A 12,006-nucleotide genomic window follows, 5' to 3' on the forward strand; every position below is an offset into this window, starting at 1 on the left:
CGTGGCCTCCTACTCGTATGCGTGCGGAGAGGGTCGGGTGGTCTGGAAGTAGAAGTTGTGGGTGCGCTCGTCGCGGCCGTGCGCGTCCTCACCGAGGAGCACCTCGGACTGCCGCCAGGACACGGCGACCCGCACCGACCGGAGCGCGTAGCCGCGACGGTTGTGGAGCAGCGCCAGCACCGCGTCCCCAAGGTCGAGGACCGCGAGCGGGTCGGTGCCGGCCCGGACGCGGATCTGCACCGCGGTAACGGCGTCCGTGGTGACGTCGTCGTCGACCGGGTACGGGGTCAGGCAGATCACCCGGTCCGGCTGGTCCGGCATCGAACGGTGCACGATCGCGCTGTCGTCGGGCCCGTACGGGGTGTCCTCGCGGTACACGCCCAGCCCGGCGTCGACGAGTAGGTCTGTGAGGCCGAGCACCAAGTCGGATGTGTAGCCCACGGATCACCCCCCTTGGTGTGGTTGGTCAGCTGGCCAGGTAGGCGCGGAGCCGGACTGCGATCGCCTGCACCATCTGGCTCTGAAGCTCGTTAAAGGGCTGCTCCAGGTACTTGGCCTGCCGCCCGGGGGCGTGCCGCCATGTCAGTTCCTCGTGCTGCCGACGCGCGTACACCGTGTTGTAGGAGACGGTCCCTTCCAAGCCGTCCCGGCTGGCCTTGCCGGACTTGGACAGGTCCTCGCTGAGCAGGGGCACAACGGCTCGTGATGCGGCGAGCAGTAGCTCCAGGCCGTCGTCCATGCCGTCCTCGGCGTGCTCCCTGGCCTCCTCGGCGATGAGGGCCCCGTGCCAGGTCAGATCGCTGTACCGGCCCACGCTGACCTCCTACTGGAGGTAGATCTCCAGGTGGTCGACCTGGACGAGCCCGTGGGTGTCGTACTCGGCGACCTGGAGCACGGCGGGCCGGGTGCCGTCGGGCAGCGTGACTCGTGACTCGGTGGTCACGGTCGGTCCGAGGTCGCAGAACACCTGGCTACTGCTGGTGACCTCGCGGCCGTCCGGCGCCCGCGCCACCCGCGTCTTGCGCTCCAGGTAGCACGGCACCTGCTGCGGAGCCCCGTACAGCGGGCCGCGGGCACCGTCGCCGAGGTACGCCTCCACGGTGACGGTGTCCCGCAGCAGAACCGGGGGGATGGCCATCACCAGCACCCCCACCCGGGCGAGCCGACCGCGACCCGGAACACACCCACCGGGAGCACGGCGAACGCACGGTAGACCCGCGGGCCGATCGTGGCCGCCGCGACACGGTTGTCCCCTGCTCCGTACTGGATGGACAGGGCCCCGAGGGTGACGCCCTGGATCGGCCCGGAGGTGTCGACCTGCTCGCCGACCGCGGCCCAGAACTCCACCTGCGCGCACGCTGCCTGTGCGAACGCCGCAGCGACCGCGGTGTTCGTCGGCAGCCCCGCATCGTCGGTGTCGTACCAGGCCGCAGGCAGCACGTCCGAGTCGAGCAGCTCGCTCGCGCGGGCGAGGAGCCGGTCGATGTCGTCCGGTGCGGTCTTCCCGGAATAGGCGGCGTAGTCCGCGGAGGTGGCGTAGACGCGCCCCATACGGCACCCCCTATGCGCTGGTGCCGATGACCACGACGTCGTACGACACAGCGGTGCCGCCCGCACTGTTGACGACCTTCAGCAGGTCGCCGGTCGATGCGGTGACTGCGTAGCCGGTGGCGTCGGCCGCACCGGCCGCGGCGAGGAAGAATGCGCCGGGGCGCAGCGTGACGGTGCCGGTGCTGTTGAGCAGGGTCGCCCACGGGTTTGTGCCCTCGGCGCCGAGGACGACGTTGTTCGTGTTCGCGGCGTCGGCCCGGATGTACAGGCCTTTGACCTTGACGAAGGTGATCGTCGCCCCGAACGCGTCCACCAGAGTGCCAGCCAGGTCGAGGTTCTCCGTGCCGGACGCCGCGAGGGTGCGCCGGTCGGAGAACACTCGGTCGGCTTGCCCGGCGCCGGTGCCGGAGGCGAGCTGCACGGCGGCCCGTACGGACACCGGAAGGCTTGCCGTACCGAGGTCCAGCGCGGACGACTGCGTGAAACCCACCGAGGCGGAGAGAGAGGAGGTGAGAGACATGGACGCCTCCTTGTCAGGTCGCGATGACGAGCGGCGTCGCGGCCTTGAACGCCGGGGTCGCGATCGTCGCCGGGGCCGTCGTGGTCAGCGTGCTGCCCGAGGACTGCGCGAGGTTGACCTCCCCGGTGAGGACCGGCTTGGCCCCGCGGGAGCCCACCAGAGTCGGCGGGGTCGTCGCCTTCACCATGAGCGCGGCGTAGTAGATCCCGCTCTTGGCGATATGCTGCGCCGCGCCGAGCGCGAAGGTGACGGCGGTGTCGGCGGCCCAGGCCGTGGACGTCTTGTCGGCGGACTGCGACAGCAGCGCACCGGCCGGGGAGTACAGCGCCGCCCAGTAGTTCGCGGGGGTGTCGGCCGCCGTCGCGCCGGAGATGAACGTCAGGTTGCTGACGACGTCGCCTTCGACGAGGTAGAGCGCGACGGACGTCATCACGCCGGTCGCGAGGGCGGTGACGTCCGCAAGGCCCACCCGCGGGAGGTTCGCCCGGTGGAACTGCTGGGTCGGGTCGGGGCGGCCGGCGGTGTTGAGCCAGCCGAGGTCGTCGCGGACGTTGCCGCGGAACGCGCCGTGCACGGTCACTGCTCGTCTCCCGTCTGGGTGTCGCCCTCGGTGGGCGTCTTGGTGGCGAGCAGCGCGTCGCGCTTGCCCGTGATCGTGACCCTGTTCTTGCCCGCGACCTCGGCGTCGAGGACGCGCACGGCCTCCTCGTAGGAGGCGGCGTCGAGGTGCGCGAGGACGTCGTCCACGCTGTGCTCGGCGGAATCGAACGGCTCGTCGCCCGCGGGCGGGGTCTCCGGCTCGTCGGGCGCGGGGCGGTCGAGACGGTAGCCGTGCCGGTCGAAGTAGGCGTAGGCGGCACGGCCGTGGTCGGTCGACGTGTCCACCTCGGCGGTGCCGCCGGTGAAGCTGATGCCGACGACCTTGCCGGTGAAGCCCTTCAGTGGGGCGGTGACCTGGACGATCATCAGCCGCTCACCTTCAGGTTCCGCATGACGCCGCACGCCCGCGTGTTCCGGACGACGGCCGCGACCGGGCCCATCTCGATCTCGCCGCTCTTCACCGCGCCCGGAAGGCTGAAGTCCGGCATGAACGTGTTCACCAGCGGCTGCCCTGCCAGGGACGCGCCGTGCAGGGCGTCCAGGCCGAAGCTGACGGCGTACAGGTCGGTCAGGCCGCTGATGCTGCCGCCGCCCCCGGCGCCGTCGGCGTCACGGGACTGGATCGGGATGATCGGCGCGGTACCCAGCGACGTGTCGCCGATGTCGACCAGGACCCACGGCCCGTACATCTCGACCTGCCGGCCGAGCTCGTCCTTCTGCGCGGTGTACATCGCGGCCCACCGCGCGAGCGCGCGCACGCGCGTGATCGAGGTGGTGTTCCCGATGATCGCCTTCACCCCGGGCGGGAGCGCGCCGGGCTCGCCCTGGTCGCCACCACCGGTGTGCGACGGCACGATCCGCGACAGGAAGTCGTCCAGCCGGTCGAGCGCCGTCATGGCCAGGGCCTGGGTGTTGATGGTGCCCGCGGTCCAGTCCAGGTACCCCGCGGTCACGTCCTCGTTGACGGGCAGGTACTCGGTGTCCGTGCCGGTGAGGAGTACGTCCAGGCCGTCGAAGCCGTCGTCCGTGGCGGAGTCGCCGAGGATGAGCTGCTCCTGGAACTTCGTGCGGATCGCGGTGAGCAGCTGCTGCGACTGGAACGTGATCTCGTTCGTCGCCGCCGCTCCGAGCCGCGCGAGGACCCGGTCGATCGCGAAGCTGCCGCCGAGCGGCGACAGGTCCACGGTGAAGCGCTGCCGGTTCGCCTGCGACGGGGTGTACTCCTGGTTGAACTGCCGGAACTGCGCCGCGCGGGCGGCGATCAGCCGGGTGTAGCCGTAGGTCAGCGTGCCGCCGCCGGTCGCCGGGCTGACCGTGTCGTCGAAGACGATCTGGTCGAGCAGCCACGAGTAGCGGCGCAGGTTGTCGATGACGGCGAAATCAATGTCATCCTGGACATTGACCTGCGCCTGAGCGAGGGTGACGGGCACGGTGGCCCTCCTTACGTGTTGAAGGTGTTCTTGATCGCGGCGCCGATCGATGTGGGCCGCTGGCGGGTCTTGCTCTCTCCGGAGCCGCCCTGGTCGCCGCCGGACCGGCCGGCACCGCCCTGCTGGAGGGCGAGGCGCTGGTCCTTCTTCGCGGCGTCGGTGATGAGGCCCTTCAGCGCAGTGCGGAACTTCTTCGGGTCGGACGCGTCGAGCGCGTCAACCTCGTCGCAGAAGCTGCGGGAGTCGAGCAGGCGGTCGCCGTCGACTCCGTTGGAGTAGGCGATCCGCAGCACGGTGGCTTCCACCCGCGCGGAGATCGCGTCCTCCTGCGCAGCGGTGGTCTGCCCCTGCGTCTCCTTCAGCTGCGCGAGCAGCTTCGCCGGGTCGGTCTCCTCGGAGTCGTCCTTGACCAGGCCGAGGGCCTTGCCGATCTCCTGCGCCATCGCCGACTTCGCGTCGTCGACGGCCTTCGCGACCGCGGTCCTCGTCGCCGCCGCGTTGTCCTTGGCGCGCCTCTCCCACTCGCGGGCGTGGGCCTTCCAGTCGGTGCCGCCGTCGTCCTTCGCGGACTTCCCGTCACCGCTGTCGGTGGCCTTGCTGCCCTTGTCGTCGGAGCCGTCGCCATCGTCCTTGGCGCCGTCGTCGACCTGACCGCCGTCACCGCCGTCGGTGCTGCTGGTGTCGGAGCCGTCTTCGCCCTCGCCGCTGCCACCCGCGATGGCGTAGATCGGTGCGCCGTTGCGGCGGTAGCCGAGCACGTCCAGTGCGCTGTGCGTAGCGAGCGGGTGCTTGAAAGGGCTGGTGTGCATGGGTGATCTCCCCTTTTCGGGTTGCCCTTCGGCCGTGCGGCGTCCGGGCGGGTGGGTGTGCTCGACCGGGCCGCCTGTGTGGCGGGCCGGAGACTGTGGGGGCCGGGGTCAGCCCTTGCGGCCTGCCGCGCCGAGCTTCGCGAACCCGGCCTTGCCGAACTTCTTCCGGCCGATGAACGCGGCGAGCGCGGCGGGGTCGTGCGCGCCCTTCGCGGCGAGCTGCGCGGTGAGCTTCTTGAACCGGCCGCCGGAGCCGAGCTTGGGCGCCATGGTGTGCCTCCAGGTCAGGTGTTGATCCGCTCCCGGATCGTCTGCCGGGGCAGGCCGGTCCGGCGGGACAGCACGGCCAGGCGCAGTTGGTACGCCCCGATGGACGCCTGGGCCCGGCGCCGCGCGGCGTCGTCCAGTGCGACGGCCTCCCGCCGCTGCCACGCGCGCAGTTGCCCTTCCAGGTACCGCTGCTGCTGCGAGTCCGCGTACGTGGCGCGCCCTGGAGCGTGCTCGTGCGCGGGCGCGCGCGTGACCCCCGGCAGGTACGGGCGCAGCGAGTGGTGGCAGTTCGGGTGGTACAAACCTGCGGCCCTGGCCTCGTCGAGGGATCCTGCGACGCGCACCGGCACGGTGGCCTGGGCGCCGACCGCGGGCCGGGCGAGGACCACCCGCCTGCCGGGCGCGGGGTCAAGGGTGAGGATCTGTGACTCCCACGGGCGGCACAGCGGGCACTCCAACGGCGAGTTGGACACGATCACCAGGGACAGGCCGACGCCGGTAAGCAGCTCGGTGTGCCCGCCGACGAGCGCCTGCCCGGCCGCGGTACGGACGGCCATGTCGACCCAGCCGGTCATGGACCAGGCGCGGTCGTGGTCGTCGACGAGCCCGGTGATGCCGCGCCCGGCGAAGCTGTTGAGGGCGCGCTGCACCTCTGCGGCGCGGTCGCGGGCGCGCTCGGCGCGGGCAATGATCTGCCGGTACGCGCTGGTGACCGAGGCGGTGATCCGCCGGTACAGCGGACGGGAGTCCCGGTCCAGGCCGGCCGCGAGGTCGCGTACGGAGCGGGCACCGCCCCGGGCGGCCGCGTCCGCGGTGCGGGCCTGTGCTGCGGTCAGGCGGCCGAGGTCCGCGAGCGCCTCGGTGCGGCCGCGGTCGTAGGCGTCGAGGAGCGCGCGGTCCATGGCGGTGGTGGCAGCCCTGCGCAGCGCCGCCGACGTGGTGTCGACAGCGCTGCGCAGGTCCCCTACCGCCCGGACCCGTCCGTCCGCCCACCGAGGTGAGTTCAGGTTCTGACCGAGTTCGTCGGCCAGGAGGTGTAGCAGTTCGAGTTCGGCCGCGGCGTAGAGGTCACGGACCGGGCGGGCCAGGGTCGCCGCTGTCGCCGGGGAAGTCGCCACCGCCGCCTCCCGGGTTGTGGTCGGGGCTGGCCACGTCGCGGCCGGACTCGGCGAGGATCCGCCGCACCTCTTTGGCCTGCTCCTCTGTGGGCAGGTCCGGGTTCGTGAGCGCGACGAGGGTCTGCGTGGACGCGGCCTCGGCGGTGCGGAGCGCGGCGGCGGTCTGCGCGAGGACGAGCGGGTCGGAGGCAATGGAGTCGGCGAAGATCATGGTCGGTCGCTCGACGGGTACGGACGGCAGGCCGGGAAAGAGCGACGACGCCTCCAGCGCGAGGAGGGTCTCGACGATGTCCGGGACGCCGACCGCGAAGGGTTCCGACTTCGCCGCGCGCGTCGCCTCCGACCGCGCCCCCTTGGCCTTCACCTCCGCAGCCGTGACGGCGGTGCCGTCCGAGTCCTCGCCGAAGCTGCCGGTGTTGTACCCGGCGTTGCGGATGATCTGGTCGCGCAGTTCGTCGCAGGTGGCCTTGTGCTCGGCGTGCCGGATCCCGAACTGGTTCAGGGTGATCCCGGCGCCGGTCTCGGTCGGCGGGATGTTCAGCGGGGAGTAGACCTCCCGGTCCTCCCACGACATGCCCTGGCCCACGCCGTTGTTGTTGAGGTAGCCCTGCGGCACCACGATCCGGCTCTTCGCGAGGCGGATGTCCCGCATCCAGGACGTGTATGTCTCGTCGAGCGCGTCGAGGAGTCCTTCGGACCCCTGGAAGTCCGACAGGCCGAGCGAGTGCGCGCCGGGGATGTCGTACCAGTCCCTGTTGTCCGCCGTGTTCGGGATGTAGGAGACGGTCATCCGCCGCGGGCCGATGCCGACCGTGCGGGCGGCCTGGAGCCCCCGGGTCTCCGGGAACGAGCCGAGCGCGGAGTCGGGCAGGCGCTTGCCGAGGTTATCCTCCGAGCCCTCGTACACGCCGTGGAGGATCGTCCCCCCACGCTCGTGCCGCTCCAGGTGCCGGATGACCTTGGTGCCGTCCACGGCGATCACCGACCAGAACGTCACGGCCATCAGCACGCCGTGTCGCATCTCCGGCGCTGCGGCGTCCGCGCGGACGCTCTCGATCCACGGCCGGTCGCTGATGTCGGTGTCCCACGCGGTGCGCAGGTAGACCCCGCCGAGCGCGGACGCGCGCTGCGCCGCAGTGAGGAGGGCGCGGTTGAGGCTGGTCTCCTGGAGCAGCTCCAGCCGCTCCTGGAGGGCGCTCCCGCCGTCGGCCTTGATGTCGGGGGCCTTGAGCGTCGCGGGCTCGCTGAACAGGAGCGCCGCGCTGGTGCGGGCGAGGTCGCCGGCCATGGGCACGTGGATCTTGACGCGCTTCTCTCCGAACGGCACCGGTTCGCCCCAGAAGAACCGGGCGACCATGCCGACCAGGCCGCGCCGGAACTGCGAGGGGCGGTTGATGGGCTGCTGCCCGTACTGGCCGATGCGAGTGGACCGCCAGTAGTACCGGTCGGCGATCTTGTTCGGGTTCGCGGAGTACCAGGCTGCCCAGTCCTCCAGGGCGGTCCGGACCTCCGGCGCGTACGGCGGCCACGACGTGTTCGGCTCGGGGAGCGGCACGGCAACCTCCCCTCGTACGGCTCAGGCCGCGGTCTCAAGATCAGTGGGGCGCAGGAGCTGCCGCCACTCGTGCGCGGTGGAGTGCAGGGCGTATCGCAAGGCGTCCACGCTGTGGTCGTCCTGCTTGATCGGCTTGTCCTCGCCGCGCTCCGACGCCCTGTCGTCCCACGCGTAGCCGGGCAGTTCACGAAGCAGGCCCGCGCAGGAGCGGTGCACCGACACGAGCCCGCCACCCAGGGCCACACCGACTGACCTGATGCCGTCGAGGACGTCGTTGTGCGCCTTCGCAACACCCTGCACCCCGTCGCTCCACAGCTGCGTCATGAACGACGCCGCGGACGGGTCGACGAACAGCCACTCCGGCATGACGCCGCGCTGCCCACGGTGCTCGTACGTGCCCAACCAGTCCTGCACGGCCCGGCTGTACTGCGCGTCGGTCAGCTGCCGACGCGCGGCCCGGGAGTCGTGCCGGTACTCGCTCGCCACGTACAAGCGCCGGTCGTCGCCGAGGCCGACGAGGAGCGCGGACAGAGGGTTGACGGTGCCGTAGTCGATGCCGACGGCGATCCAGCGGTGGACCTGTGGGAGGACGTCGATGACGTACCGGTCTGGGTCCCACATGTCGTAGACGACGCCCTCGGCCAGGCACCATTCGCCCTTGACGTACCGTCGGTAGAACAGCCCCTGGTATTCGGCCTTGATCGATGTGACGAACGCGGGGTCGAGGTAGGGGTTGTCGTCCAGGGTGAAGCTGAACCGGTGGAGGTCCAGGGCCTCATCCGCGGTGCTGCTGCGGACCGTGCCGTCGCGGTCGAGGTGCAGCCGGGCGCGGTCGAGGTAGTTGCGCTTCAGCCAGTGGTTCGGGCCCTCGGGGTTGGTCGTACCGAACCACTTCGCGCCGTGGACGCTCAGGCGGGTGCCGAGCATCTTGAAGAACGACTCGGGGTACGTGGTGACCTCGTCGCAGTACGCCCCGGCGAGGGTCAGGCCCTTGATCTTGTCGGCGGCCTTCTCGTCGTTCGCTCCGGCCACGTAGATCGTCCGGCCGAGGAGGATGACCTCACCGGCGCCGGCCTTGTACTGGCAGCGGCGGATCCCGACCATCTCGATGATCGGGTCGATGACGTTCCGCTTCAGGGTCCGCTCGGTCTTCCCGACCATGAGGAGTGCCCCGGGCGGCCCGGTGCGGACGTACTGGAGCCACACCATGATGCTGGAGACGGTCTTCGAGGACCGGACGGCGCCTTCCCACAGGTTCCCGCGCGCGGTGGCGAGCCGAACGGCCTGGAGCTGCTTGCCGCGGAGGGGTGCGATCATCGCCTGCCCTCTCAGCCGGCGTCGTCGCTGCCGCCCATCATGCCGCGCAGCCACTGGTCGACGGCGGCGAGGCCCTGCTGGTCGGTCTCGGGCGGGACGAGCTTGAGGGACCGGTCGATGGCCATGCCCGCGGCGCCCATCAGGGCGCGTTTGGCGTCGGCGGGCGGCTCGTCGACGGACCGCTCCTCGTAGGTGTTGTCCTTGCCGCCGAAGCTGTAGACCTTCGCGGGCTCCCACATTTGTTCGGTGAGCCGCTCGGCGTCGCCCTGGAGTGCCTCCGCGAGGTCCATGCGCCGGGCGGCGAGCTGGGCCTTGCGGTTCTGTGTGGCGATCTCGGTCATCGATGCGTTGTCGAAGGTCAGGCCGAGGCGTACGGCGTAGACGCTGACGGTGCGCGTGCCGATGCCGAGACGGCGGGCGATCTCGTTACGTGGAAGGCCTTCGGCATGCAGGGCGCGGATCTGCTGCTCGTGGCGTTCGCGGTCCTCGGGGGTGAATCGGGTCATGGGTCACCTCCGGTCGCGGGCGGCCGCGCCCTGCGCGCGGTGTCAGCTGGTGGTCTGGCAGGCGTCCCACCGCCATGTGCCGCCCTCGCGGGTCCAGGGCTGGCCCTTGCGTTCCATGTCAGGGATGTTCCCGGCGCCGTAGCTGACGCGGGCGAGGTCGCCGGAGAGCTGGTCAACGTGGATGCCGGTGGCCTTCTGGGAGCCGTACTGCTGGTGGCCCTGCTTGGCGAGGTCGTTCCACGCGTCATGCGTCAGCTGCTGTTTGCAGCGGGCCGACAGGTAGTCGTACCCGTCCGGGTCGCCCGAGAAGAGCTTCGCGGTGTAGTCGGCGACGGCCTTGGTTAGGGCGGCTTTGTCGGGCACCTGGCTGGCTTCGGGCGGCAGCTTGACGCCGCCTGTGGAGGTGGGCGGGTCTGCCTTGTCGTCGCTGCTGTTGGAGGAGCAGGCGCTGATCGTGAGGAGCGCGGCGGCGCCTATGGCCGCGGCGGCGAGTCGGGTACGCATCGGGCCAGCGTGCCGTACCGGGCGCTTACGTGAAGGTGCTGTGACGGACCTGTGATGGTCCGACGTCAGCCGTCGACGCGCTCGGGCCAGTGCCAGGTGCCACCGTGGTGCAGGGACTCGTCGTGGGCGCAGCCGCCAGCCGCGAGCGGGTGGAAGAAGGCGCCGGTGGGGTTGAGGACGGCGAGCCCGACGAGGTCGGTGTTCGGCTGCACCTCGGTGATGACGGCGGCGCGGCACTCCTGGCCGTACTCGCCGTCCGGTGTGCCGTAGCTGCGGTAGTGGACGATGCGGCCGATGCTGGGCTGCACGGTGGGCTCCTCGCGGTGGGCGGCAGGGCGGGCGCGCCGGGAACGACGAAGCCCCCGGCCTGTTGGGCTCGGGGGCTTCGGAGGTTCTGTGTCCGGGCACGCCGGACTTGCGGCCCAGGATGCGGCACAAGATCGGCTGTCGTCAAGCGCCGGCCGATCCGGCACGTTCAGCGCTTTGGGAAGGTGATGTCCGCGTAGGCTCCCGCGAGGTCCTCCAGCAGCGTCACCCGGTCGCGGACGCTGGAAAGCTCCTCCGCGTCCTTGAGGTTCCTGGTGATGGCTTTGTAGAGCGCGGTGCGTGCTTCTTCTCGGGCGTCGTCACCTGCGACGGACATGAGGGCTCCTCGGTTCGGGCGGTTTGCAGTGCTTCTCTGACGCTACTGCGTGGGTATGACAGCGGGGGCTCAGGCGGCGTCCGGCGTCTGCAGCGTCCACTCCTGCCGGCACCGGAAGCACGCGACCAGCGGCGCGCCCCCGTCCCCGGACGACATGCCCAACGTCCCACCGCACAACGGGCACGGGCGGTCCACGACCTGCGCCTGCCTCACCCCGTCGAGTGCCCGCTCGACCTGCCCGGCCGCCTGCTTGCTGGCCGCCTCGACGCGGCGCAGCTGCTCCGTGGTCAGCCGCAGGAACGGACCCGGCGCGCGCTCAACCCGGCCGAGGAGCCACGCTGCGGCGAACGGCGCCGTCCGGTACTGCCGGTACCGCCACCGACGCGGGTCCGCCTCGTCCTCCGCGGCGAGCTTGTTCCGCAACTCCCGGTCCGTGGGCGCCCAGTGGGCGGGGGCGGGGCGCATGACGGGTCGCTGGACTTCCTGGGCGAGGACGTCGGCGGCGTAGACGAGGTCGGTGTCGAGGGTGCGGATGACGTCGACGATGTGGAGGCGGATCGGGGCCGGGCTGGCTCCGAGGGTGTAGCGGGAGTCGGCGCGTTCAGCAAGGCGGAGTGCGGCGCGCTCCTCGGCGGTGTCGTCGTCGGCGTCGAGGAGGTGCTGCACGCCCATGGCGGGGGGCCAGGTCGAGCCGTGGCGGGTGGTGAGGAGGTCGTGGAGGTGGGGCCAGTTGTCGATGACGTACTGGAGGTGCGCGGCGGTCTGCTCGGCGGTGGCGGTCATCTGTGCCTCGTTTGTGCTGGTGGCGGTAGGGTGATCGCACCGCGTGAGGGCGCCCCGGTGAGCTGCCAGGCCAAGGGGCGCCCTTCGTCGTGTCAGGCCTCGGCGGGCTCGTACGTGGCGGCGAAGATGTCCGGCTTGCAGGGGTAGAACTCGCCCTGCACACCTTTGATCACGTAGTCGTTCAAGCTGGCCGTGATCGGGCCTTCGAGAGTGTCGATCCGGATGCTGTGCGGGGCGTCCCCGCCGAACTCGGCGCAGCGGTCCGGGTCCGCGCACGCGTAGCTGGCGGTGCTGCCGCTGCTGAGAATCCAGTCGATGATGCCGGTCGCGCCTTCGGCCGTGCCGTTCCACTGGCGAGCTTCGATCTCGACGGGGCGCTTACGGAACATGGGCATGGTCA

The 12,006-nt window shown here is 71.0% G+C and carries 19 protein-coding genes; all 19 read right to left on the minus strand.

Features of this window, described 5'->3' with window-relative positions; genetic code table 11:
- Window positions 1-9: 9 nt before the first annotated feature.
- The 19 genes from ACWERV_RS17040 to ACWERV_RS17130 all read right to left on the minus strand — a co-directional run bounded on the left by ACWERV_RS17040 (window position 10) and on the right by ACWERV_RS17130 (window position 12,001).
- The gene (locus tag ACWERV_RS17040) at window positions 10-441 is read right to left on the minus strand and encodes a minor capsid protein (protein WP_452933536.1); all 432 of its coding nucleotides are present in this window, start codon (window positions 439-441) and stop codon (window positions 10-12) included.
- A gap of 25 nt (window positions 442-466) precedes the next feature.
- Window positions 467-814, minus strand: a complete 348-nt coding sequence (locus tag ACWERV_RS17045) for a hypothetical protein (RefSeq protein ID WP_452933538.1) — start codon at window positions 812-814, stop codon at window positions 467-469.
- Between the two features lie 9 nt (window positions 815-823).
- Complete coding sequence (locus ACWERV_RS17050) at window positions 824-1,138, minus strand: hypothetical protein (protein WP_452933540.1); 315 nt, start codon at window positions 1,136-1,138, stop codon at window positions 824-826.
- A complete protein-coding gene (locus ACWERV_RS17055) occupies window positions 1,138-1,551 on the minus strand; it encodes a hypothetical protein (RefSeq protein WP_452933542.1) in 414 nt (137 codons plus the stop codon). Before ACWERV_RS17055 ends, ACWERV_RS17050 begins: the two co-directional genes overlap by 1 nt.
- A 10-nt stretch (window positions 1,552-1,561) precedes the next feature.
- Window positions 1,562-2,071, minus strand: coding sequence for a hypothetical protein (locus ACWERV_RS17060; RefSeq protein WP_452933544.1), 510 nt, complete (start codon window positions 2,069-2,071; stop codon window positions 1,562-1,564).
- A gap of 13 nt (window positions 2,072-2,084) precedes the next feature.
- Window positions 2,085-2,651, minus strand: coding sequence for a hypothetical protein (locus ACWERV_RS17065; protein WP_452933546.1), 567 nt, complete (start codon window positions 2,649-2,651; stop codon window positions 2,085-2,087).
- Window positions 2,648-3,037, minus strand: coding sequence for a hypothetical protein (locus ACWERV_RS17070; RefSeq protein ID WP_452933548.1), 390 nt, complete (start codon window positions 3,035-3,037; stop codon window positions 2,648-2,650). Before ACWERV_RS17070 ends, ACWERV_RS17065 begins: the two co-directional genes overlap by 4 nt.
- Entirely contained in the window at window positions 3,037-4,101 is a 1,065-nt protein-coding gene (locus ACWERV_RS17075; RefSeq protein WP_452933550.1) for a major capsid protein, read from the minus strand. Before ACWERV_RS17075 ends, ACWERV_RS17070 begins: the two co-directional genes overlap by 1 nt.
- Before the next feature lie 11 nt (window positions 4,102-4,112).
- On the minus strand, window positions 4,113-4,910 hold the full coding sequence (locus ACWERV_RS17080; protein WP_452933552.1) for a hypothetical protein: 798 nt from the start codon (window positions 4,908-4,910) through the stop codon (window positions 4,113-4,115).
- Between the two features lie 108 nt (window positions 4,911-5,018).
- Window positions 5,019-5,180 (minus strand): hypothetical protein, encoded by a 162-nt coding sequence (locus ACWERV_RS17085; protein WP_452933554.1) that lies wholly within the window; start codon window positions 5,178-5,180, stop codon window positions 5,019-5,021.
- Between the two features lie 14 nt (window positions 5,181-5,194).
- A complete protein-coding gene (locus tag ACWERV_RS17090; RefSeq protein WP_452933556.1) occupies window positions 5,195-6,298 on the minus strand; it encodes a phage minor capsid protein in 1,104 nt (367 codons plus the stop codon).
- Complete coding sequence (locus ACWERV_RS17095) at window positions 6,249-7,853, minus strand: phage portal protein (RefSeq protein ID WP_452933558.1); 1,605 nt, start codon at window positions 7,851-7,853, stop codon at window positions 6,249-6,251. The genes ACWERV_RS17090 and ACWERV_RS17095 overlap by 50 nt, the downstream gene beginning before the upstream one ends.
- A 21-nt stretch (window positions 7,854-7,874) precedes the next feature.
- Window positions 7,875-9,170 carry a PBSX family phage terminase large subunit gene (locus ACWERV_RS17100; protein WP_452933560.1) on the minus strand — a complete coding sequence of 432 codons (1,296 nt, stop codon included), beginning with the start codon at window positions 9,168-9,170 and terminating at the stop codon, window positions 7,875-7,877.
- A gap of 11 nt (window positions 9,171-9,181) precedes the next feature.
- Window positions 9,182-9,676: a helix-turn-helix domain-containing protein gene (locus tag ACWERV_RS17105; protein WP_452933562.1), complete on the minus strand. Its 495-nt coding sequence runs from the start codon at window positions 9,674-9,676 to the stop codon at window positions 9,182-9,184.
- 42 nt (window positions 9,677-9,718) lie between these two features.
- Complete coding sequence (locus tag ACWERV_RS17110; protein ID WP_452933564.1) at window positions 9,719-10,180, minus strand: hypothetical protein; 462 nt, start codon at window positions 10,178-10,180, stop codon at window positions 9,719-9,721.
- A 65-nt stretch (window positions 10,181-10,245) separates the two neighbouring features.
- Window positions 10,246-10,488, minus strand: a complete 243-nt coding sequence (locus tag ACWERV_RS17115; RefSeq protein WP_452933566.1) for a hypothetical protein — start codon at window positions 10,486-10,488, stop codon at window positions 10,246-10,248.
- Between the two features lie 167 nt (window positions 10,489-10,655).
- The gene (locus ACWERV_RS17120) at window positions 10,656-10,823 is read right to left on the minus strand and encodes a hypothetical protein (RefSeq protein ID WP_452933568.1); all 168 of its coding nucleotides are present in this window, start codon (window positions 10,821-10,823) and stop codon (window positions 10,656-10,658) included.
- 69 nt (window positions 10,824-10,892) lie between these two features.
- On the minus strand, window positions 10,893-11,606 hold the full coding sequence (locus ACWERV_RS17125; RefSeq protein ID WP_452933570.1) for a hypothetical protein: 714 nt from the start codon (window positions 11,604-11,606) through the stop codon (window positions 10,893-10,895).
- Between the two features lie 92 nt (window positions 11,607-11,698).
- Window positions 11,699-12,001 (minus strand): hypothetical protein, encoded by a 303-nt coding sequence (locus ACWERV_RS17130; protein ID WP_452933572.1) that lies wholly within the window; start codon window positions 11,999-12,001, stop codon window positions 11,699-11,701.
- Between the last annotated feature and the right edge of the window lie 5 nt (window positions 12,002-12,006).

Source organism: Streptomyces sp. NPDC004031 (genome assembly GCF_053604375.1).